Annotated in this window: 19 protein-coding genes and 1 pseudogene; 14 read left to right on the forward strand and 6 right to left on the reverse strand. The window is 68.3% G+C overall.

Annotation, left to right across the window (positions count from 1 at the left end; all coding sequences use genetic code 11):
* Positions 1-68: 68 nt before the first annotated feature.
* The 9 genes from WQ53_RS09815 to WQ53_RS09855 all read left to right on the forward strand — a co-directional run bounded on the left by WQ53_RS09815 (position 69) and on the right by WQ53_RS09855 (position 10,674).
* Positions 69-1,889 (forward strand): DUF885 domain-containing protein, encoded by a 1,821-nt coding sequence (locus WQ53_RS09815; RefSeq protein ID WP_052631995.1) that lies wholly within the window; start codon positions 69-71, stop codon positions 1,887-1,889.
* 213 nt (positions 1,890-2,102) lie between these two features.
* Positions 2,103-3,455 carry an APC family permease gene (locus WQ53_RS09820; RefSeq protein WP_201774008.1) on the forward strand — a complete coding sequence of 451 codons (1,353 nt, stop codon included), beginning with the start codon at positions 2,103-2,105 and terminating at the stop codon, positions 3,453-3,455.
* A 77-nt stretch (positions 3,456-3,532) separates the two neighbouring features.
* Positions 3,533-4,129, forward strand: a complete 597-nt coding sequence (locus tag WQ53_RS09825; RefSeq protein ID WP_173427212.1) for an SAM-dependent methyltransferase — start codon at positions 3,533-3,535, stop codon at positions 4,127-4,129.
* Between the two features lie 236 nt (positions 4,130-4,365).
* The gene (locus WQ53_RS09830; protein ID WP_052631997.1) at positions 4,366-6,246 is read left to right on the forward strand and encodes a S9 family peptidase; all 1,881 of its coding nucleotides are present in this window, start codon (positions 4,366-4,368) and stop codon (positions 6,244-6,246) included.
* 286 nt (positions 6,247-6,532) lie between these two features.
* Complete coding sequence (locus WQ53_RS09835) at positions 6,533-7,369, forward strand: alpha/beta hydrolase family protein (RefSeq protein WP_052631998.1); 837 nt, start codon at positions 6,533-6,535, stop codon at positions 7,367-7,369.
* A 51-nt stretch (positions 7,370-7,420) separates the two neighbouring features.
* Entirely contained in the window at positions 7,421-8,167 is a 747-nt protein-coding gene (gene map / locus WQ53_RS09840; RefSeq protein ID WP_052631999.1) for a type I methionyl aminopeptidase, read from the forward strand.
* Positions 8,168-8,410: 243 nt separating this feature from the next.
* Entirely contained in the window at positions 8,411-9,286 is an 876-nt protein-coding gene (locus WQ53_RS09845; protein ID WP_052632000.1) for an N-acetylmuramoyl-L-alanine amidase, read from the forward strand.
* A 269-nt stretch (positions 9,287-9,555) separates the two neighbouring features.
* Positions 9,556-9,993, forward strand: a complete 438-nt coding sequence (locus WQ53_RS09850; RefSeq protein ID WP_052632001.1) for a DUF4920 domain-containing protein — start codon at positions 9,556-9,558, stop codon at positions 9,991-9,993.
* Positions 9,994-10,194: 201 nt separating this feature from the next.
* Complete coding sequence (locus WQ53_RS09855) at positions 10,195-10,674, forward strand: hypothetical protein (RefSeq protein ID WP_052632002.1); 480 nt, start codon at positions 10,195-10,197, stop codon at positions 10,672-10,674.
* A gap of 14 nt (positions 10,675-10,688) precedes the next feature.
* On the opposite strand, the gene WQ53_RS09860 is transcribed toward WQ53_RS09855, so the two are convergent.
* The gene (locus WQ53_RS09860) at positions 10,689-10,904 is read right to left on the reverse strand and encodes a hypothetical protein (RefSeq protein ID WP_052632003.1); all 216 of its coding nucleotides are present in this window, start codon (positions 10,902-10,904) and stop codon (positions 10,689-10,691) included.
* A gap of 431 nt (positions 10,905-11,335) precedes the next feature.
* Between WQ53_RS09860 and WQ53_RS16800 the strand changes: the two genes are divergently transcribed.
* The 3 genes from WQ53_RS16800 to mddA all read left to right on the forward strand — a co-directional run bounded on the left by WQ53_RS16800 (position 11,336) and on the right by mddA (position 13,537).
* Positions 11,336-11,563, forward strand: coding sequence for a hypothetical protein (locus tag WQ53_RS16800; RefSeq protein WP_144409292.1), 228 nt, complete (start codon positions 11,336-11,338; stop codon positions 11,561-11,563).
* Positions 11,564-11,602: 39 nt separating this feature from the next.
* The gene (locus WQ53_RS09870; protein WP_052632005.1) at positions 11,603-12,670 is read left to right on the forward strand and encodes an alpha/beta fold hydrolase; all 1,068 of its coding nucleotides are present in this window, start codon (positions 11,603-11,605) and stop codon (positions 12,668-12,670) included.
* Positions 12,671-12,793: 123 nt separating this feature from the next.
* Positions 12,794-13,537, forward strand: coding sequence for a methanethiol S-methyltransferase (gene mddA / locus WQ53_RS09875; protein ID WP_052632006.1), 744 nt, complete (start codon positions 12,794-12,796; stop codon positions 13,535-13,537).
* Between the two features lie 98 nt (positions 13,538-13,635).
* Here the strand turns inward: mddA and WQ53_RS09880 are convergent, their stop codons facing one another.
* On the reverse strand, positions 13,636-14,043 hold the full coding sequence (locus WQ53_RS09880) for an ExbD/TolR family protein (RefSeq protein WP_052632007.1): 408 nt from the start codon (positions 14,041-14,043) through the stop codon (positions 13,636-13,638).
* A 380-nt stretch (positions 14,044-14,423) separates the two neighbouring features.
* Here WQ53_RS09880 and WQ53_RS09885 point away from each other — a divergent pair, with 380 nt between their 5' ends.
* Positions 14,424-15,479, forward strand: coding sequence for a ChaN family lipoprotein (locus WQ53_RS09885; RefSeq protein ID WP_052632008.1), 1,056 nt, complete (start codon positions 14,424-14,426; stop codon positions 15,477-15,479).
* A 14-nt stretch (positions 15,480-15,493) separates the two neighbouring features.
* Positions 15,494-16,399 carry an alpha/beta hydrolase gene (locus WQ53_RS09890; protein ID WP_158497833.1) on the forward strand — a complete coding sequence of 302 codons (906 nt, stop codon included), beginning with the start codon at positions 15,494-15,496 and terminating at the stop codon, positions 16,397-16,399.
* 55 nt (positions 16,400-16,454) lie between these two features.
* On the opposite strand, the gene WQ53_RS17265 is transcribed toward WQ53_RS09890, so the two are convergent.
* The 4 genes and pseudogenes from WQ53_RS17265 to WQ53_RS09905 all read right to left on the reverse strand — a co-directional run bounded on the left by WQ53_RS17265 (position 16,455) and on the right by WQ53_RS09905 (position 20,163).
* Entirely contained in the window at positions 16,455-17,618 is a 1,164-nt protein-coding gene (locus WQ53_RS17265) for a threonine aldolase family protein (protein ID WP_330217150.1), read from the reverse strand.
* Positions 17,619-17,753: 135 nt separating this feature from the next.
* Positions 17,754-18,623 (reverse strand): annotated as a pseudogene (locus WQ53_RS17270) (TIGR01777 family oxidoreductase); the annotation flags it as partial.
* A 198-nt stretch (positions 18,624-18,821) separates the two neighbouring features.
* Complete coding sequence (locus WQ53_RS09900; RefSeq protein WP_052632010.1) at positions 18,822-19,118, reverse strand: hypothetical protein; 297 nt, start codon at positions 19,116-19,118, stop codon at positions 18,822-18,824.
* Between the two features lie 430 nt (positions 19,119-19,548).
* The gene (locus tag WQ53_RS09905) at positions 19,549-20,163 is read right to left on the reverse strand and encodes a TetR/AcrR family transcriptional regulator (protein ID WP_052632011.1); all 615 of its coding nucleotides are present in this window, start codon (positions 20,161-20,163) and stop codon (positions 19,549-19,551) included.
* Between the last annotated feature and the right edge of the window lie 68 nt (positions 20,164-20,231).

Raw genomic sequence — 20,231 nt, forward strand, 5'->3', positions numbered from 1 at the left:
AGGCCGCCCCCGTCGCCGGGGGGCGGCTTGGTGATAGCGTGCGCGCATGTCCGTCCAGGGGTGATCGCATGCGTACGTTCTTCCGCTGGGGCTTCCGGCTGGTGCTGGTGCTCCTGTTGCTGGTCCTGTTGCTGGTGCTGCATACCCTCTACTTCAAGCCGCTGAGGATCGGCTGGTTCTACGAGCGCGTGTTCGGCGAGTACGCGCTGAAGGACCCGGAGATGTTGAGCAGCCTGCGCATGCTGCCGCCGTGGCTGGACTGGTATTCGGACGACCTGACCGACGCTTCGCAGGCGTACCAGCAGGCGCTGAACGCCAAGCTCGACGCCGACCTGGCCACGCTGCGCCGCTACGACCGCAACGCGCTCGACGGGGACGCGCGGCTGTCCTACGACATGCTGGAGTACTTCCTCGACATCCAGGCGCAGGGTCGGCGCTTCGAGCGCCACAACCACCCGCTCAACCAGCTGTTCGGTGTGCAGAACGGGTTGCCGACCTTCATGGCCACGCAGCATCCGGTGGCCAGCGTCAAGGAAGGCGACAACTACGTGGCGCGGCTGAACAAGTTCCCGCTCAAGTTCCGGCAGGTGCTGGACGGCGTGCGCCTGCGCGAACAGGAAGGCATCGTGCCGCCGACCTTCGTGGTCGAGAAGGTGCTGGCCGAGATGCAGGCCTTTGTCGCCGCGCCGGCGCGGGACAACATCCTCTACACCAGCCTGGCCGAGAAGATCGGCAAGGCGCCGGCCGGCGCGATCGACGCCGAGGCGGGCGCGCGACTGCTCGACGAGGCCGAGGCGGCGATCACCGGACAGGTGTATCCGGTCTACCGGGAAATGATCGCCTACTACGAGCAGCTCCTGCCCAGGACCACGGGCAACCACGGCGTGTGGGCATTGCCCGACGGCGACGCCTTCTATGCCTGGGCGGTGCGCCAGCAGACCACCACCGGCATGACCCCGGAGCAGGTGCACGCGCTGGGGTTGTCGGAGGTGGCGCGGATGGAGGCCGAGATGGACGCGATCCTGCGCGCCGAGGGCCTGGTCGAAGGGACGGTGGGTGAGCGGATCCGGCAGCTGGGCGAACGCCCGGAGCAGATGTATCCCGACTCCGACGCCGGCCGCGGACAGATCCTGGCCGACTACCAGGCCGCCATCGACGAGATCGACGCCGGCCTGGCACCGTACTTCAACGTCCGGCCGGCGAGCACGGTGAAGGTCGAGCGGGTGCCCGAGTTCCGCGAGAAGACCGCGCCGGGCGCCTACTACGAAGCGCCCGCCTTCGACGGTTCAAGGCCCGGGATCTTCTACGCCAACCTGCGCAACGTCGAGGACGTGAAGAAGTTCGGCATGCGCACGCTGGCCTACCACGAGGCGATCCCGGGGCACCACTTCCAGATCGCCCTGCAGCGGGAACTGCAGGGCGTGCCGACCTTCCGCAAGGTGTTGCCGTTCACCGCCTTCTCCGAAGGCTGGGCGCTGTACGCCGAGCGCCTGGCCTGGGAGGCCGGCTACCAGGCGCAGCCGCTGGACAACCTCGGCCGCCTGCAGGCCGAGATGTTCCGCGCGGTGCGCTTGGTGGTCGACACGGGCATCCACCACAAGCGCTGGACCCGCGAGGAAGCCATCGCCTACATGGTGGCCAAGACCGGCATGTCGGAGGCCGACGTGGTGGCGGAGATCGAGCGCTACTTCGTCATGCCGGGCCAGGCCTTGGCCTACAAGGTCGGCATGAACACGATCCTGGCGCTGCGCGAGCGGGCTCAGTCCGAGCTCGGCCCAAAGTTCGACCTCAAGGGCTTCCACGACGTGGTGCTGGGCGCCGGCTCGATGCCGATGACACTGCTCGAGCAGCGGGTCGATGCCTGGATCCAGGAGGAGCGCGCGCGCTGAGCCAAAAAGGGGTCAGGTTCATTTCCTGTGTCTCCCTGACCCCTTTGCGCTTTGCGCGGTGCGCATCACGCCGATGCGCAGGCAGGACGTGGGGCGTTCGTTGACATCGCATTCACGGACAGCAAACCCTGTGACTGGTTGACTGACGCCTCTACGTGAATTTGCGGCGTGCCCCGGTTTCCGTCGCCCATTGACAGGATCGCGATGGTTACCGTGACAGCCCCCGCCGCCAGTTCCGCCGCTGTGCCCAGGCCGACGCTGCACGCCCGCAGCGCATTCGCCATCGCCATCGGCATCGTGGTGGGGGCCGGCATCTTCCGCACGCCCTCGCTCGTCGCCGCTGGCTCGTCCAGCGAACTGGTGTTCCTGTCGGCCTGGCTGGTGGGCGGCGTGCTTTCGATCATCGGTGCCCTGTGCTACGCCGAACTCGCCAGCACCTACCCCGAAGCGGGGGGCGACTACAGCTACCTGCGCCGGGCCTTCGGCAGGCGCCTGGCTTTCCTGTACGCATGGGCCAGGCTGGCGGTGATCCAGACCGGCTCCATCGCCCTGCTTGCCTTCGTGGTCGGCGACTACCTGGCGCAACTGCTGCCCATCGGGCCATGGTCGGCGACCGTGTACGCGGCCGTGGCGGTGGTGGCGCTGACCACGATCAACTGGCTGGGCATGCGCCAGGGCAGCGGAACCCAGAACTGGTTGACCGTGGTGGAGATCCTAGGCCTGGTGCTGATCGTGGCCGTCTGCCTGCTGCTGGCGCCCGACGCGCCGGTCGATCCGCTGGCCGTGGCCGGCGGCAACGGCTACGGCCTGATCCTGGTGTTCGTGCTGCTCACCTACGGCGGCTGGAGCGAAGCGGTATACGTGACCGCCGAGGTCCGCGATGCGCGCCGGGTCATGCCGCGGATCCTCACCGGCAGCCTGGCGGCGGTGGCGATCCTCTACCTGATGGTCAATTTCGCCTACCTAAAGGTGCTGGGACTTGGCGGCATCGCCGGATCGGATGCGGTGGCGGCCGATGCGATGCACGTGGTCCTGGGTGCGCCCGGCGCGGCGGCGATCAGCGTACTGGTGGTGGTGGCGGCACTGACGTCCGCCAATGCGACCATGATCACCGGTGCACGCAGCGCGTATGCCGCAGGACGCGACTTCCCGGCGCTGGCCTGGATCGGCCGCTGGGACCAGCGCAGCGGCTCGCCGCGCACCGCCATGCTCGTGCAAGGAGCACTGGCCCTGCTGCTGGTCGGCGTGGGCGCCCTGGCCCGCGACGGTTTCGGCACCGCGGTCGAATACACCGCGCCGGTGTTCTGGCTGTTCTTCCTGCTGGTGGGCATTGCACTGTTGGTGCTGCGCCGGCGCGACCCCGACGCGCCGCGTGGCTTCCGGGTGCCGTTGTACCCGCTGTTGCCGCTGCTGTTCTGCGCCACCAGCGCCTACCTGCTCTATTCCAGCCTGGCCTATACCGGTATCGGCGCTCTGGTGGGCGTGGCCGTGCTGGCGATCGGCGGATTGTTGCTGCTGGTGTTCAACCCGCGTCCATCGTCCACGCACGATGTACGAAATCCATGACCATTCCACTCCCGCGAGGCAGCGACATGACCGCCATACCGCTTTCCCGATTCGCTCTTCTGTTCTCGGCCCTGCTCATGGCAGGCTGCAGCGACGGCACCAGCAGCACGGACGCAAGCCTGGCCGACGGCGTGCAGACGCTCCCGGCAGTGAATGCATTCGGCGATCCCGCCGAAGCCCTTGCCTCCGGTGAGGTGGCGCAGCCACGCCGCACCCCGGATGTGGTCTACGTGCCCACGCCCGAACACGTGGTCGAGGCCATGCTCAAGCTGGGCGAGGTCAAGCGCGGCGACGTGCTCTACGACCTCGGCTCCGGCGATGGCCGCATCCCGATCGCCGCCGCCAGGAAGTTCGGCGTGCGCGGCACCGGCATCGAAATCGATCCCGAGCGCATCCGCGAGGCCAATGCCAATGCACGGGAAGCCGGCGTCGCCGACCTGGTCACTTTCCGCGAGGAGGACCTGTTCGAAGCCGACTTCAGCGAGGCCACCGTGGTCACCCTGTACCTGCTGGACAGCCTCAACGAGAAACTGCGGCCCAAGTTGCTGGCCGAACTCAAGCCGGGCACGCGGATCGTCAGCCACGACTTCCGCATGGGCGACTGGCAGCCCGAGCAGACGGTCGAAATTCCGCCCAGCACGATCTACCGCTGGACCATCCCGGAACGCGACTGAAGAAGGGGCTAGAGGAAATATCTGCTTGAACCGCCAACCAGAGCGATCCTGACGGGAAAGGTGTCGCTACTCGCGATCTGCAAAGAGGGAGCCCAAAAGGGGTCAGGTTCATTTCTGAAAGGAGCCAGCAAGAAAAGGGGTCAGGTTCATTTGGCTAAAGGGGTCTGGCTGCCTCCGGCCCCTTTGGCCCGCGTCGTATACCCTGAGCGCTGCCATCGACGACCGGGGACCCCGTCATGACCCAACTGCTCCGCTCCGCATCACTGGCCGCCTGCTTGGCCACGGCCCTGCTGTCGGCACCCGCATCCGCCGCGCCCGCCGCCGACCCCGAGCTCGAGGCGCGCATCGCGGCCATGGGCCGCGTCGGTAGCGCCAGCGGCGCGCAGTATTCGCCGGACGGCAGGCAGATCGCCTACATCACCAACCTCAGCGGCGTGCCGCAGGTCTGGCGGATCCCGGCCGAAGGCGGCTATCCGCGGGCGGTGACGTCGGGCACCGACCCCGCTTCGGGAGTGCGCTGGTCACCGGACGGCAGGCTCGCCTACGCGGTGTCGCCCGGCGGCGGTTACAACGCGGCCCTGCTGCTCACCTCCGCGGACGGCACCGGGACGCGCGCGATCGACGACGACGGCGACGCCAACACCTTCGTCGGCGATTTCACCCGCGACGGCCGCTACGTGTTCGGCAGCAACGTGCGCGATGCCGCCAGCATGGATGTCTGGATCTGGGATCCGCAGACCGGCAAGGCCCGCAACACGATCCAGATGGAAGGTCTCGGCAGCGCGCTCGACATCATCGGCGACCAGGCGCTGGTGACGCGGCTGGTCACACGCGGCAACAGCAACCTGTGGCTGGACGACCTGGCCACCGGCAAGAGCACCCTGCTGACCCCGCACGAAGGCTCGGCCAGCGTCGACGGGCTGTTTGGTGCCGATGCGTCGACGGTCTATCTCAACCACAACCTGGGCCTGGACCGCACGGTGTTCGCGCGCCTGGCCATCGGCGCGGATGGCAAGCCTTCCGCACCGCAGACCCTGGCCAGCCGCGACGACGGCGAACTGCAGGGCTTCGCCCTGAGCGACGACAAACAGACCGCGCTGCTGGTCTGGAACATCGCCGGGCGCAACGAGCTGGAGCGCATCGACCTGCGCAGCGGCCGGCGCACGCCGCTGCCGGCGGCGCCGTCCGAACTGGTGTCCGGCATCGACTTCGCCCCCGACGGCCGCAGCGTGGTGCTGACGCTGTCCGGTTCGCAGGCGCCCGCGGACCTGTGGCGGCTGGACCTCGATGCCGGCACCTGGACGCGCCTGACCTGGAGCCCGCATCCGGGCGTGGACCTGGCGCAGCTGGTCAAGCCGGAACTGCGCACCTACACCGCCCACGACGGCCTGGAACTGTCGGGCTGGCTGTACCTGCCGAAGGACTTCCAGGCCCCGGGCCCGGTGGTGCTGAGCTTCCACGGCGGCCCCGAAAGCCAGGAGCGGCCCGCCTTCCGCGCCGACTACCAGGCACTGCTGGCCAGTGGCATCGGCGTGTTCGCGCCGAACATCCGCGGCTCGTCCGGCTTCGGCAAGGCGTTCATGCAGATGGACAATCATGAAGGCCGCTTCGACGCCAACCGCGACATCCAGTCCACCGCCGAGTTCCTGGTGCGCGAGGGCATCGGCGACAGGCAACGGCTGGGCATCATGGGTGGCAGCTACGGCGGCTACGCGACCATGGTCGGCGTCACCGAGTTCCCCGAGACTTTCGCCGCGGCGGTAAACCTGTTCGGCATGGTCAACTTCGAGACCTTCTTCTCGCAGAGCACGCCGTGGATGGGGGCGATCTCCGCCGGCGAGTACGGCGACCCGAAGACCCAGCGCCAGCTGCTGCGCGACCTGTCGCCGATCCACAAGCTCGACCGCGTCCGCACTCCGCTGATGGTGATGCACGGCGCCAACGACACCAACGTGCCGCTGGTGGAGGCCGAGCAGATCGTCGACACGCTCAAGCAGCGCGGCGTCGACGTCGAGTTCGTGCTGTTCCCGGACGAGGGCCACGGCTGGCGCAAGGAGGCCAACCGGGTGAAGTCGACGATGGAGATGACCCGGTTCTTCCGCGAGCACCTGCTGTGAAGCGCTTCCCGCCTTCGCGGGAATGACGAGCAAAAAAGGCGAATCGTTCAGGCCTTCCTGGAGAGGGCCCGTTTAGGCGCAGTTCTGGCGCTGGCCAGCTGGACGTGGGGCGTCCTGTCCGCGAATTACCCGGTTTCGTCGGCGTGGGCTGCGTCCGGTCGGTTGCGGTTTGCCGGGTATGGGTGCCCCGATAGCCTCCCGGTCTGCCAGCCTGGGGAATGCGATGCATCCGGCCGGCCTGCTGCCGACGGGTCTTGCCCGCTGCCTGGATCCACGGAGGACATCCATGAAAAAAGCCCTGTTGATGGTGATCCTGTTCCTCCACAGCCTCGGGGTGCATGGCGAGAACCATAGGATCGAGGATGTCGAATTCATCAGCCACGGCGACAGGCTGTCTGGATCGATAGTGTTTCCCGTCGACAGGGAGATACATTCCGCCGTGGTGTTCGTGCATGGCTCGGGAAAGCAGACAAGGAACATGCGCTGGGCCGAGGGTTTCGCCAGGGAAGGTGTGGCGGCCCTGGTTTACGACAAGCGGGGCGTCGGCAGGTCGGGGGGCGAGTACGAAGGCGAGCAGAGCGTTGGTGAAAGGAACATAGTCCTTCTGGCGGACGACGCGGTGTCGGCCTTGAACACGCTCTCCAGTCACCCTGCCTTGGAGGGTGTGCCTGTGGGTCTGGCAGGGATCAGTCAGGCGGGATGGATCGTTCCCCTGGCTGCGGAGAAAAGTGGCGTCGCGAGTTTCATGGTCCTGTGGAGCGGGCCTGTCTGCAAGGTCAGTGAAGAGGACATCTTCAGCAAATATACGGGGGACCTGGACGGGAAGAGGGTTCCAAGTTACTCCGAGGCCTTGGATTCAAGAAAGCAAAAATACATCTGGCCCGATTTCCTCGGGAAGGATTCGGATCCGAATGAAAGCCTGGCGAAACTCGGGATTCCCGGGCTTTGGATATTCGGGGGGCGAGATGGCAGCATCCCGGTCGACCTGTCCATCCAGAACCTGCAAAAACTGCGGGACGCCGGGCATGGGTACGACTACGTTCTGTTCTCCAGCCTGGGGCACAACAACATGCCTGAGACGTTCTCCGTAGCTACCGATTGGATCAAGAGATCATCGAAGTAGCCACCCTTGGACAGCCCGTTTGATGCGTGGCGTGTGCGATAGAATCCCGCCATGACCATCGAATCCCAGTCCGACATCGAGGCCCTGCAGCGCATCGGCGGCATCGTCGCGCGCGTGCGCGAGGCGATGCTGGCCGCGGCCCGGCCGGGCATGACCACCGCCGAGCTGGACGTGATCGGCGAACGGCTGCTGGCCGAAGCCGGCGCACAGCCCGCGCCGCGGCTGACCTACGGCTTCCCCGGCGCGACCTGCATCAGTGTCAACGAGGAGGCCGCGCACGGCGTCCCGGGCGCGCGCGTGCTGCGGCCCGGCGACGTGCTCAACGTGGACGTGTCCGCCGAGCTGGACGGCTACTTCGCCGACACCGGCGGCACCCGGGTGCTGCCCTCGGCCTCGGCGCGCGACACGCGCCTGTGCCATGCGTCGCGCACCGCCCTGGCCGAGGCGTTGAAGGTGGCGCGCGCCGGGCAGCCGCTGAACCGCATCGGCGCGGCGATCGAGGCGACCGCGCGCCGCTTCGGCTTCCGGGTGATCGAGAACCTGGCCAGCCACGGCGTCGGCCGGGCCCTGCACGAAGAGCCGGGCCAGATCGCCGGCTACTACGACCCGGACGATACCCGCGTGCTGCACGAGGGCCTGGTGATCACCATCGAGCCGTTCCTCTCCACCCGCAGCCGCCTCGTGGACGAGGCCGACGATGGATGGACGCTGTTGGCGGCCCCGGGCAACCGCTCGGCGCAGTTCGAGCACACCCTGATCGTCACCCGCGGCGAGCCGATCGTGGTGACCGTGCACTGAGCTCAAGCAGAAAAGGGGTCAGGTTCATTTCTGGGTTGAGGAAATCCGGGAAATGAACCTGACCCCTTTTATGCAACGCCGGCCCCGTGCCGGCGTTTTGCTTTCCGCGCCCTGTATGCCGGTACCGCCTGCGGGGCCGCGGCGCAGGATGTCCGCCTCGCTTTGCAGGACGCGTTGTTCCGGTCGACGGCGGTGCGGTCGGATCCGGCGGCCGTCGTTCCTTGTCCCGCAGGAGGAGTGGAAATGGATGTCGTCAACCATCGCATCGATGCGCTCTGGCACAAGCACACCAGCAACTACAGCCAGGGCAAGACCATCAAGCCGCGATTCATCGTGATGCATTACACGACCGGCTGGAGCGCGGAAAACAACCTGGCCTGGCTGCTAGGCAGGGCCGGCGGCAGCGGCAATACCGAGTCGAGCGCCCACATCCTGGTCGGGCGCGACGGCAAGGCCTGGCAGATCTGTCCGTTCAACCGGCGGGCCTGGCACGCTGGACCGTCGCGGCTGGGCACGGTTGCGGACCTGAACAGCCATGCGATCGGCATCGAGCTGCTCAATCCCGGCTGGCTCAAGCCCGACGGCCACGGTGGCTGGGTCGACTACCACGGCAACAGACGCAGCACGCGCCAGCTGCAGTCGGACGGCGGCTATCTGCTGGCGCGCAATAGCAGGGTCGGGAGCGGGGAGCTGGCTTGGCCGCTGTACACCGATGCGCAACTCGATACCAGTCGGCAGATCTGCCTGGCGATCGCCAGGGCCTATCCGATCCACGAGATCGTCACGCACGAAGAAGTCGACACGCGGGGGTGGAAGACCGATCCGGGGCCGGCGTTCCCGCTGGACAGCTTCCGGTCGCTGGTCGACGACTACGGACGCGAATCGGCGCAACCGCGCTACAAGGTGAGCGCCTCGCGCCTGAACCTGCGCGGCGGTCCGGCCACGAGCTACGAACTGGTCGATCCACCGGGCCAGCTGCAGCAGGGCACGCTCGTGGAGGCACTGCGCCACGAGGGAGACTGGGCCTACGTCCAGGTCGTCCGTGAAGGCAGTCGCGCCCAGGCGGGCGCCACGGTCACCGGCTGGGTACATTCGGCCTACCTGCAGCGGCAGTGGTGAACAGGCCAAAGGGGACGGGGGAAATAAGCGCATGGCCGGACAGATGCTTGCCGGGCCGCTCGAATGCCGCTGCACGAAAATAAAAGGGGTCAATAAAAGGGGTCGGGTACATTTACTTCAGAAAAAGGGGCCAGTAAAAAGGGGACAGGTCCATATCCTTGCGTCCCTCGTTTGGGAGAGTCGGGAAAATGAACCTGACCCCTTTTGGGTCTCCTGATTCTTCCCGTCGCGCGGCGTATCCTTTCCGGAAAACCAATCCGGAGCCGATCATGCGCAGCGTCCTGCTTCCTGTCGTCCTGCTGACCGCGGCGGGCCTTGCCCATGCCGGTGAGCCTGTCCGCTACGGCGAACCGTTGCCCGACACCGCGGCAGTGCCCCTGTCCGAGGCGTTGGCCGCGTTCGACCAGCACGCAGGAAAGCAGCAGCGCTATAGCGGCCGCATCACCCAGGTCTGCCAGGCCAAGGGTTGCTGGATCGTGCTGGAGGACAACGGCCAGACCGCGCGGGTGATGTTCAAGGACCACGCGTTCCTGATCCCGAAGGACAGCAGCGGTCACGCGGAGGCGGTCGGTGTGCTCTCGCGCAAGGAACTCACGCCCGAGCAGCTCGAACACCTGCGCGAGGACAGCAAGGGGCTGGAGGTTTCGCCGGTCGAATACCGGATCCTGGCCGAGGGCGTGGAGATCGAGGCCGTGCCGACATCCTGATCCGGCGACGTGGTACCCCCGCTACGCCCCTTGCGGACCTAAGCCGTCCCGGTCCCGAAGCCGAAGAAGGGGCCCATAAAGGAGTCAGGTACATTTCCTTGCATTCCTTCGCTTGGGAGGGTTGGGAAAAATGAACCTGACCCCTTTTGATCGGTTCCTAGGCCCGAAGCAACAAGTCGACCCATCCCAAGGGAACTCCCCATGAAGACGACGTTCGCCCTCTTGCTGGCTGTGGTCGCGTTCCAGGCCACACCTGCACATGCCGAATCGGCCGTGTCTCCGCTGGTGGGTCGCTGGGCCATCGAGGTCGCGACATTGCCGATACCACCAGAAGCGCGGCCGAAGAGCGTGATCCTCGAGTTCCAGGACGCGGGCAACGGGAACTGGGCCACGCACGTGGAGATCGTGCATCAGAGCGGCGAAACCATGCGCGCCGAGGCGACGTTGCCGCTCGACGGCACACCGGGATCGATCGCCGGCAACTACTGGGCCGACGTTTCCGCGATGAAGATGCCTGCCCCGAACGTGCTGGTGATGCAGCTGGTCGACGACGGAGCGCCGGCTTCCACGCGCATCTATTCGGTGGCCGCGGACAGCGGGACGTTGACCGAGACCAAGGCCTTCTTCGGCAGCGACGGCACGCCGATCCTGCAGACCATCACCTTCCACCGCGTGCCGTAGCGAAGGCCGCGACCTCAAGGCTCGCCGAAGCCGCGGCTCGACTGCGCCGCCGCGCGCGGCGCGTACGCGAGGTCCGGATCGGCGCCGGCGAACACGGGGTCGCCATGCGGCGGGGTCCGGTCGCCGGCATCGGGCACGGCGGCCGTCGGTGCCGTGGCCTTGCGGCGCTGCCAGGCCTGGTAGGCGAGGAGGCCGACAACGCCCAGGGCCAGGGTCTTGAGCATGCTCATCGCGGATCTCCAGCATCGGGAAGCGGTGCTCAGGTTGACCCGGCGGGAGTGATCCAGCCGTGACCTGGGGATCAATGCAACGTTCACGGCTCCGGCGGCGGCCTCCTCGGGGCACCAACTCTCCGCAACTCCAGGGCTGCCTTCCGGTCGCTGGTCCACAGCCTCTCCTGGCGAATGAACCTGACCCCTTTTACTGGCAGCCTCTCCAGGCGCACCCGCGGGCCGAGTCCACTATGTCCATAAAAAGGGTCAGGTACATTTCCTTGCGTTCCTTGCGTTCCTTGCGTTCCTTGCGTTCCCTGCATTCCTTGGCTTGGGATAGCCGGGAAAATGAACCTGACCCCTTTTTGGGAAGGGTCCCGGACCGCGGTTGGTGGGCGTAACATGCGTCTGTCGCTTGCCAGCGCGCAGGACCGTCCGGAGGCCCCGTGATGTCCAGGACCACCCAGCCCGTTTCGCCCCGCAAGCCGGCAGGGGCGGTATCGAAGAACGCATCGGCGTCAGCGGTGAAGAAACAGTCCGCGGTGAAGCGGCCCACCATGGAGACGGCGTCCCGGACCGTCGCACCGAAGAAGAAGCCGGCGCCCCGGCCCTCGCCAGGCAAGCGCAGCGAGGTCAAGGACGCGCACGATCGGTATGCCAACGTGGAGATCGGCTGACCGTTCCTTCGTTTCTCCGTCCGCTGGACAGCGCCGGCCATGAAGCCACCCACCCATCTGCTCACCGCCAGCGATGGCGTTCGCCTGGCCTGGACGGTCAGCGGGCAGGGGATGCCGCTGGTCAAGGCCTCCAACTGGCTGACCCACCTCGAGTACGACCCTGACAGCCCGGTCTGGCGCCACTGGGTGCGGTTCCTTTCCGGCCACTACCGCTACCTGCGCTATGACGAGCGTGGCTGCGGATTGAGCGACTGGGACGCGGGCGAACTGTCGCTGCCACGCTGGCTGGAAGATCTCGAATCGGTGGTCGATGCGGCCGGCCTGCCGCAGCCCTTCGTCCTGCTCGGCATCAGCCAGGGCGCGGCTACCGCCGTGGCCTACGCGGCGCGCCACCCGCAGCGGGTCTCGCACCTGATCCTCTACGGCGGCTACGTGCTGGGCGCCAAGCGACGCGGCGACGCCGAATCGTCGCACCTGTACCAGTTGATGGAACAGCTGGCCCGGTTCGGCTGGGACAAACCCAATCCCGCCTTCCGCCAGCTGTTCACTTCCCGCTTCATTCCCGGGGGCACCGAGGAGCAGATCGCCTGGTTCAACGACCTGTGCCGCAAGTCCACCCGTGCCGAGATCGGTGCGCGGCTGATCGCGGCGCGTGCGGAAATGGATGCGCGCGAGTTCATGCCGCGGGTCGCCACGCCGACCCTGGTCCTGCATGCGACCCGCGACGAAGTAGTGCCGCTGTCCGAAGGGCGCCGGCTGGCCAGCGGCATCCCGGGCGCCGATTTCGTCACCCTGGATTCGCCGAACCATGTCCTGCTCGAGCACGAGCCGGCCTGGGAACAGTTCTGCCAGGCCGTGCGCGAGTTCACCGGGCAGGGCATCGCCGCATCCGCTGCGACGGTGGCCACCCTGGAGGGCCTGAGCCGCCGCGAACGCGAGATACTGGCCCGGCTGGGCGAGGGCGCCAGCAATGCGCAGATCGCCGCGGAACTGCGGATCTCGGAAAAGACCGTGCGCAACCACGTCTCGCACCTGTACGGGAAGATCGGCGTGCGCAGCCGGGCCCAGGCGATCGTGTATGCGCATCGCCACGGACTGTTGCGCTAGTCGGGACATTCGTCCCGGGCCGGCGGAGAATCCGGCCGCAACCGGGACAAGGTTCATCTGTCGTCGCCATGAAGGCGGCGGCCACAATCGCTGGACGAATCCATCCACGTCCGAGGTGGTCGCATGGCCCGCCTGTCCGTCCTGCTCTACGGCGCCGTCTGCTACGCGGTGTTCCTGGTCACGTTCCTCTACGCCATCGGCTTCGTCGCCGGACTGGGCGTACCCAAGCACATCGACTCCGGCACGGGCGATGGCGTGGTCCGCGCGCTGCTGGTCAACCTCGCCCTGCTCACGCTGTTCGCCGTGCAGCACAGCGGCATGGCCCGGCCGGGGTTCAAGCGCTGGTGGACCCGGTTCGTGCCCGAACCGATCGAACGCAGCACCTATGTGCTGTTGACGAGCGTGGCGCTGATCCTGTTGTTCTGGTTCTGGCAGCCGCTGCCGCAGCTGGTCTGGCACGTCGGCAACCCGGCCGCGCGAGTCTTCCTGTACGCGCTGTCGGCGCTGGGCTGGCTGCTGGTGCTCACCGGCACCTTCGTCATCAGCCATTTCGACCTGTTCGGGCTCAAGCAGGTATGGCAGTACAGCCGCGGCCGGCGCCGGCCCGACGGCCACGCGCCGTTCGTGACCCGCGCCTACTACCGCATCGTCCGCCATCCGCTGATGCTCGGCTTCCTGGTCGCGTTCTGGGCGACGCCGACGATGACGCTCGGGCACCTGCTGTTCGCGCTGGCCACCACCGGCTACATCCTGGTCGCGGTGAAGTGCCTGGAGGAACGCGACCTGGTCGCGCAGTACGGCGACACCTACCGTGAGTACCAGCGCCGCGTGCCGATGATCCTGCCGCTGCCCAGGCGCGACCGCTGACCTCGAGGACCGGGGTCCGAAAACCGATCGCGCCAGGGCCACGGCGGGTGGCCAGCGGCCCCCCGCCGCGCGAGCGGGCGGGCCGTGACCTCTGCCGGCTAGCGGACGAAGGCGATGCGCCGCATCCCGGTGGCGTCGGCCGCGGCGAGGATCCTCACCAATGCCTCGTACTGGCTGTCGGGGTCGCTGGCGATGCGAAGCTCCGGCAGGTTGCCGGCGTGGGACTGGGCCTGTGCCTGCATGCGCGCCCGCAGTTCGCCCGCGCCGATGGGCGTGCCGTTCCAGGTCAGCTGGTTGGCCGCGTCCAGGCGCAGTTCGACCGGTGGCGGCGGGTCGGGACGCTCGATGCGGCGGTCGGTGGCTTGCGGCAACGCCACGTCGATCGGCCGGGCCACGATCGGCGCGGTCACGATGAAGATGATCAGCAACACCAGCATCACATCCACCAGCGGGGTGACGTTGATCTCCGCCAGCGGTCCGGTACTTCCTGCGCTACTGAACGCCATGGGTCGCTCCTTGCAGCGAGGCCGGTTGCCCCAATGCCGACACTACGCCCGTGCTGCGGTCCGCTGGATCGACCGGTGGCCAGCATTCAGCCGCCGTTGGGCGCACGGCGCGCGTTGCCATCCAGGACGCCGCTGAAGCGGAGTGCGACGGACAGGGGCTCCGTTCTTCTTCCTGACCCCGCATGTCCTGCATACGTATTCGCGTTGCACGGCCGCTCCGGCGCGGGCTACCGTCGTCGCGGCCAGGGACGGGGCATGCCTGCCGTCCCGCGATCACGGTTGCGCTCGAGGTGGGATCGGTGAGGGGCTTGCTGTTGGCGTTGACCTTGTGCCTGGCCGGGGAGGCCGCGGCGTCCGTCTCCGATGTGGAGCATGCGGCCATGCTGGCCGCGGACCGGCGGTCCGCCGAGGCGTACATCCTCGACCAGTTCGCGGATGCCGACCTGGTCCTGCTCGGCGAGGACCATGCGATCCGGCAGACGCTGGCGTTCGTGCGCGACCTGGTCCCGCAGCTCCACCGCGCCGGTGTCCACAACCTGGTCGTGGAGTTCGGGGCCGAGGAAGACCAGCATGAGCTCGACCGGCTGCTGACTTCACCGGGGTACGACGCCGACGCGCTGAAGCGGCTGATGTTCCGCTACAACAGCGCGTGGAGCTGGGTCGAGTACCGCGACCTGTACGAAGCCGCCTGGCGCCTCAACCGCAGCCTGCCCGCCGGTGCGCCGCCGTTCCGCATCGTCAACATGAGCTATGTGTACCGGTGGCACGAGTTCGCCGCGCCGCGCACGCCGGACGTGCTGCAGCGGGTGTTCTGGCGCGGGACGGTCGACGGCTTTCGCGCGCGGGTGATCGAGGACCAGGTCCTCCGGCGCGGGGAAAAGGCCCTGGTACTCACCGGCACACCGCATGCGTTCACCCGCTACGCCATGCCGCGGGTGGAGGACAACAACGAAGGCTTCTGCGGGTTCGACGCCAACTGGCTCGGCAACCGCCTGCTGCGGCGGCATCCGGACCGCGTCGTCAGCGTGCTGGTGCACCAGCCGTTCCCGAACCTGCCCGGCCGCCAACCCGCCCTGGTGCAGCCGGCGCAGGGTGCCATCGAACGGATCATGGCGGAGCTGGGCAATGCGCCGCGCGGATTCGACCTGAAGAACGCGGCCATGGGCGCGCTGCCCGACCGCAGCTACTACGCGATGTGCCATCCCGACTTCACGATGGCGGACCTGTTCGACGGGTACCTGTTCCTGGCGCCGTTCCGGGAACTGGAGCCGGCCACCGTGGATCCCGGCTTCGTGGACGCGTCGAACATCGCCGAGGCGCTGCGGAACTATCCCGATCCGGACTGGAAGTCGCCGCCGCGGGACCTGGCCGGCTTCCGCGCGCACCTCGCCGGCATGGCCGAGGAGATCCGGAACCGTTACCGGTCGGTCGAATGAGCAGGAGTCGCGTCGTGCGTGGAATCGTCCGGTGGTATGCCGTGCTGTGGCTGTTGCTGCTGCTGTCGCCGGTGCAGGCCTGGGGCCACGACGGTGCCGGGCAGGGCCACCTGCAGGAAACGCTGCTGCTGCCTTCCCGCCACGTGCCGCAACGGGCGGTACGGATATGGCTGCCACCCGGCTACCCGGAGCCGGGCCGGCGCTATCCGGTGCTGTACATGCACGACGGCCAGAACGTGTTCGCCCGCGCGCCGTCGAGCGGTTCGGGCTTCGGCAGTTGGGAGACCGAGCTGGCGATGGAACGGTTGCTCGCCCAGGACCGGATCCGCCCGGCCATCGTGGTGGCCATCGACAACACGTCCAACCGCACCGGCGAGTACATGCCCGAGGCGGCCTACCGGATGGCCCAGGCGCGGGACCGGCCCGTCGGTTCCAGCCGTGGTGCCCTGGTCGGCGAGCAGGACATCCGGTCCGATGCCTATCTCCGGTTCATCGTCGGGGAACTCAAGCCCTACGTCGATGCGCACTACCGCACCGGGCCGGGGCCGGAGGACACTTTCATCATGGGGTCGAGCATGGGTGGGCTGATCTCTCTGTACGCCATCTCGGAGTACCCGGAGGTATTCGGCGCCGCCGCCGCGCTGTCGACCCACTGGCCGATCGGCGACGGCATCACGGTCGAGTACCTGCGCACCCGCTTGCCCGATCCCGCCACGCATCGCCTCTATCTCGACCGGGGTACCGAAACACTGGACGCGAGCTACGGGGTCTACCAGGACCAGGTCGACCGCCTCCTGGAGGAACGGGGCTACGTGAAGGGGCGCGGTTTCGAGAGCCGGGTCTTCGAGGGCGCCGAGCACAACGAGACCAGCTGGGCGCAGCGTCTGGAGATTCCGCTGGAGTTCCTGCTGGGCGAGTAGGCATGCGGCATGGAGATCGACGCACGCGATCTCCGGCGTCATCGAAGACGTGTTTTCATGCCTCCGGCAGTGACTCCATGAATCGCCGAGCGAGCTCGGCCGGATCGGTCCGCAGCAGAGTCGCATTCACCTGCAGCGGCAACTCGCCGGTGTCCGGCCGCGGTTGCGCGAGCACGATGCCGCGCCGCCGGACGCGTTCGGCGAAGGCTGCCGGGTCGACGCCGGCCACCGACAGGAAGAAGCGGCTGGTGCCGCCGGGCAGCTTGCGCGCCGTGAACCGGCCACTGGCCTGCAGGCGCTCGATCAGCGCGTCGGCCGCACTCCAGGCACGGGCGTAGTCGGCCTCGAAGGTGGCCGCGTAGTCGGCGACCAGGGCGACCGATGGCCAGGCGGCGGGCAGGGCGCCGCCGAACATGCGCCGTTCGTGGAACAGGCCATCGATGAATTCCCCGCTGCCGGCCAGGATCGCGCCGCTGGCGCCGTTGAAATGCTTCCACAGCGACACGTAGACCGTGTCGAACAGGGCGGTGTATTCGTGCACGGCGCGGCCGGAATGGAGCGGCAGGGTGAACAGGCGGGCGCCGTCCAGGTGCAGGCCGATGCCTTGCGCTCGTGCGTAGCGGCTGACCTGTTCGAGCTCGGCGAAGTCGGCCATGGCGTGGTCGAGCCGCCGCACCGGGGTCTCGATGGAGATGGCGCCCACGTCGTTGCGCACGCGCCCGCCGCGCGAGCGCTCGACCCAGGCCTGCACCTGGTCCAGTGGCAGCGTGGCCTGTCCGGCGGCGAGCGGGACGAGATTGAGGCCGCTCAGGGCCTGGGCGCCGTCGCCGCTGTCGTTGTAGAGGTGGCTCTCGGCCTGCACCAGTACCCGGCGGTCGCCGCCGGCGAGCCGGCGCACGGCCAGGTGGTTGGCCAGCGTGCCGGTCGCGACGAACATCGCCGCGGGCTTGCCGAGCAGGCGGGCGAAGCTGCGCTCCAGCTGCTCGACCACACCGCCGCGCGAGTAGTAGTCCGCCGCCAGGCCATCGCGGGCGACGACTTCGTGCAGGCGCGCGGCGTACTCGCGCGGATCCAGGCCGAGGCCGTCGGAGACGAAATCGATGCGCCGGAACAGGTCGTCCGGCGTCGTGGTGATTGCCGCGGCTGCGCCGGCGGCACCGGGCAGCAGCGTGGCGACCATGCCGAAGCTGCCCGTGGCCAGGAAAGTACGACGGTCCATGATGTCCCCTGCAAGGCGGTGCACGGATGCTGTGGTGGCGCGCCGGGGACTGTCAAACAGTGCAACGGGAGCGGCGTACCCGCTTTCACGGCGCGGAGAGTGCGCCGCCCTGGTTCCGTAACAGGCCAGGTCGTCCAGCGCCTGCTCCAGCGTCGGGAAGCGGAACGCGAAGCCCTCGGCCAGCGCACGTGCCGGCAGCACGCGCTGGCCGGTCAGCAGCAGCTGGGCCATCTCGCCGAACACCAGCTTCAGCACCGGTGCCGGCGTGGGCAGCACTGCGGGACGATGCAGGGCGCGGCCCAGGGCCTGGGCGAACTCGCGGTTGGTCCGCGGCGCCGGTGCGGTGCCGTTCCAGGCGCCCTGCGCGGCGTCGCGCTCCAGCAGCCAGAGGACCAGGCCGACCAGGTCCTCGCGATGGATCCAGCTCATCCATTGGCGGCCGTCGCCCATCGGGCCGCCCAGCCCGAACCGGAACGGCGGCAGCATCTTGGCCAGGGCGCCGCCGCCGCGGCCGAGCACGATGCCGGTCCGCACCCGGCAGGTGCGCACGCCCAGGGCCTCGGCGCGCATCGCTTCGGCTTCCCAGTCGCGGCACAGCCGCGCGGCGAAGTCCTCGCCCGGCGCCGCCGATTCGTCCAGCGGGGTGTCGTCGCGCGGGCCGTACCAGCCGATCGCCGAGCCGGATACCAGCACGCGCGGTGGCCGCGGCTGCGCGGCGATCCATTCGACCAGGCGCCGGGTGGTGTCGATGCGCGAGCTGCGGAACCGGGCCTTGCGCGCTTCGTTCCAGCGGCCGTCGGTCAGCGGCTCGCCGGCGAGGTTGACCACTGCATCCACTTCGCGCGCCTGCTCCAGCGCGCCGAATACGGCCACCTCCGCCGGCAGTCGCGCACGCGCGCGGGCCGGATCGCGGGTGAGCACGGCGGGCGCGTGGCCGGCCTGCAGCAGTCGTGCGCACAGCGCGGTGCCGATGAAGCCGGTACCGCCGGTGACCAGGACGTGCATGGGAAGCCTCCGGAACGCGGCCGTCGGTGCGCCAGCGGTATGCGCAGGATGCCGCAGCGGCGGCGGCGGCGCATGCCGCCTGGCCGGTTCAGCCGCTCGCGCCCGAGCGCAGGAACACCCACAGCAGCACCGCGCCGAACACGACGATGGCAGTGATGATCACGGCCATGATGCGCAGCGGTGGGCGGGCGTTGCGGTTCATGGGTCGTCCTTCGTCGATGGCTGCGTGCGCGGCGTCTGCGGGTCGGCGGCGTCCAGGCCGGTCGGGCAGGGCTCACCCTCCGGTTCGCCGGGAACCAGGCCGGCCGCGGCCAGCATGCAGTTCAGGCGCGAGTTCACGTAGGCCTCGTGTTCGGCCGGCACGTCGCGGGTCAGGGGCTCGGCCTCGGCGGCGAAGGCTTCGAGCACGTCCGGCCCGTCGTGGCGGGCGATCAGTTCCGGCAGTCGGCGTTCCAGGCGTGCCAGTTCGGCGTCGATGTCCGCAGGTGTCTTCATGCGGCGATGCTCCCGCAGCCTGCGTCATGGCGGTGTATGGAAACCGCGGCCGACGGCCACACCGCAATACCCAGGCCATGGGCGCCGTTGCCGCGTCTGATCCGCCACCGGCCAGGGTGTGGTTTCCTGCCGGAGTGGAGCAGGAACGAGGTCAGGTCCGCTCCCGGCGCCATCCCACGGGACCGGCTCTGTCGCAGCCACGGGTTCGGAGCCATGGCGGTCGACAAGCGGCCTGGCCTGCGTCTTCGTGCATCGGCGGACGCAAAGGTCGCCGCCAGGAAACGCCGAACAAGCGCAATGACGCAGATGGCGCTCTCCCGGAGCCTCTAGGTCCGGTTGCGCGGAACCGCCATGGACGTTCCGGGTGCAGCCGTTCCATGAGCGCCATCCAGCAGGTCGGACGACTATCGGTGCTGGAGCGCCCCGCCGCTCAGCCGTAGTGCGCCAGGAACATGTCCACCGCCGAGGCGGCGACGGCGTCCTGCTCGGCTTCGCTCAGCAGCGGCTGCGCCATCGCGATCTGCGGCCAGAACGCGAAGCCCTTGACCAGCGATTCCAGCTGCATCGCGGCGAATGCCGGGTCGGGCGCCTTGAGCCGGCCGTCGGCGGCGGCGGCGCGCACCCAGGCGGTCATGGCGTGCTCGCGCTGGCCGAGGCGCTCCATCAGTTCGCGGGCAAGGGCCGGCGAGTGCAGGCCGGCGGCGATCGCGACGCGGGCCAGGTCGGCGAAGTCCGGGTCGTGCAGCAGGCGCAGCTTGTGCCGCACCAGTTCCAGCAACTGCCCGCGCAGCGGGGCGTCGGCGCGGTAGGGCGTGGCGTACTCGTCGCTGCCGTGCAGCAGCATCCGGTCGACGATGTGCGCGAACAGCGCTTCCTTGCCCGGGAAGTGGTTGTAGACGGTGCGCTTGGACACGCCGGCGCTGGCGGCGATGCGGTCCATGCTGGTGGCCTCGTAGCCGGCGGTGCGGAACTCGGCCACGGCGGCGTCGACGATCGCGGCGCGCTTGCGGTCGGTCAGGCGGGCGGGGGCGTCGGGCTTGGCCATCGACACGGATTTTACACCGGACGGTTTACTTTTCGCGAACCTGTAATTACACTGCACGGTGTAGTTTT

Source organism: Pseudoxanthomonas suwonensis (genome assembly GCF_000972865.1).
Lineage (GTDB): Bacteria > Pseudomonadota > Gammaproteobacteria > Xanthomonadales > Xanthomonadaceae > Pseudoxanthomonas > Pseudoxanthomonas suwonensis_B.

Coding starts and splice junctions, on each gene's coding strand:
- WQ53_RS09815 (WP_052631995.1), top strand. CDS start 69: ATGCGTACGTTCTTCCGCTGGGGCTTCCGGCTGGTGCTGGTGCTCCTG.
- WQ53_RS09825 (WP_173427212.1), top strand. CDS start 3,533: ATGGCAGGCTGCAGCGACGGCACCAGCAGCACGGACGCAAGCCTGGCC.
- WQ53_RS09830 (WP_052631997.1), top strand. CDS start 4,366: ATGACCCAACTGCTCCGCTCCGCATCACTGGCCGCCTGCTTGGCCACG.
- WQ53_RS09835 (WP_052631998.1), top strand. CDS start 6,533: ATGAAAAAAGCCCTGTTGATGGTGATCCTGTTCCTCCACAGCCTCGGG.
- map (WP_052631999.1), top strand. CDS start 7,421: ATGACCATCGAATCCCAGTCCGACATCGAGGCCCTGCAGCGCATCGGC.
- WQ53_RS09845 (WP_052632000.1), top strand. CDS start 8,411: ATGGATGTCGTCAACCATCGCATCGATGCGCTCTGGCACAAGCACACC.
- WQ53_RS09850 (WP_052632001.1), top strand. CDS start 9,556: ATGCGCAGCGTCCTGCTTCCTGTCGTCCTGCTGACCGCGGCGGGCCTT.
- WQ53_RS09855 (WP_052632002.1), top strand. CDS start 10,195: ATGAAGACGACGTTCGCCCTCTTGCTGGCTGTGGTCGCGTTCCAGGCC.
- WQ53_RS09860 (WP_052632003.1), bottom strand. CDS start 10,904: ATGAGCATGCTCAAGACCCTGGCCCTGGGCGTTGTCGGCCTCCTCGCC.
- WQ53_RS16800 (WP_144409292.1), top strand. CDS start 11,336: ATGTCCAGGACCACCCAGCCCGTTTCGCCCCGCAAGCCGGCAGGGGCG.
- WQ53_RS09870 (WP_052632005.1), top strand. CDS start 11,603: ATGAAGCCACCCACCCATCTGCTCACCGCCAGCGATGGCGTTCGCCTG.
- mddA (WP_052632006.1), top strand. CDS start 12,794: ATGGCCCGCCTGTCCGTCCTGCTCTACGGCGCCGTCTGCTACGCGGTG.
- WQ53_RS09880 (WP_052632007.1), bottom strand. CDS start 14,043: ATGGCGTTCAGTAGCGCAGGAAGTACCGGACCGCTGGCGGAGATCAAC.
- WQ53_RS09885 (WP_052632008.1), top strand. CDS start 14,424: ATGCTGGCCGCGGACCGGCGGTCCGCCGAGGCGTACATCCTCGACCAG.
- WQ53_RS17265 (WP_330217150.1), bottom strand. CDS start 17,618: ATGGACCGTCGTACTTTCCTGGCCACGGGCAGCTTCGGCATGGTCGCC.
- WQ53_RS09900 (WP_052632010.1), bottom strand. CDS start 19,118: ATGAAGACACCTGCGGACATCGACGCCGAACTGGCACGCCTGGAACGC.
- WQ53_RS09905 (WP_052632011.1), bottom strand. CDS start 20,163: ATGGCCAAGCCCGACGCCCCCGCCCGCCTGACCGACCGCAAGCGCGCC.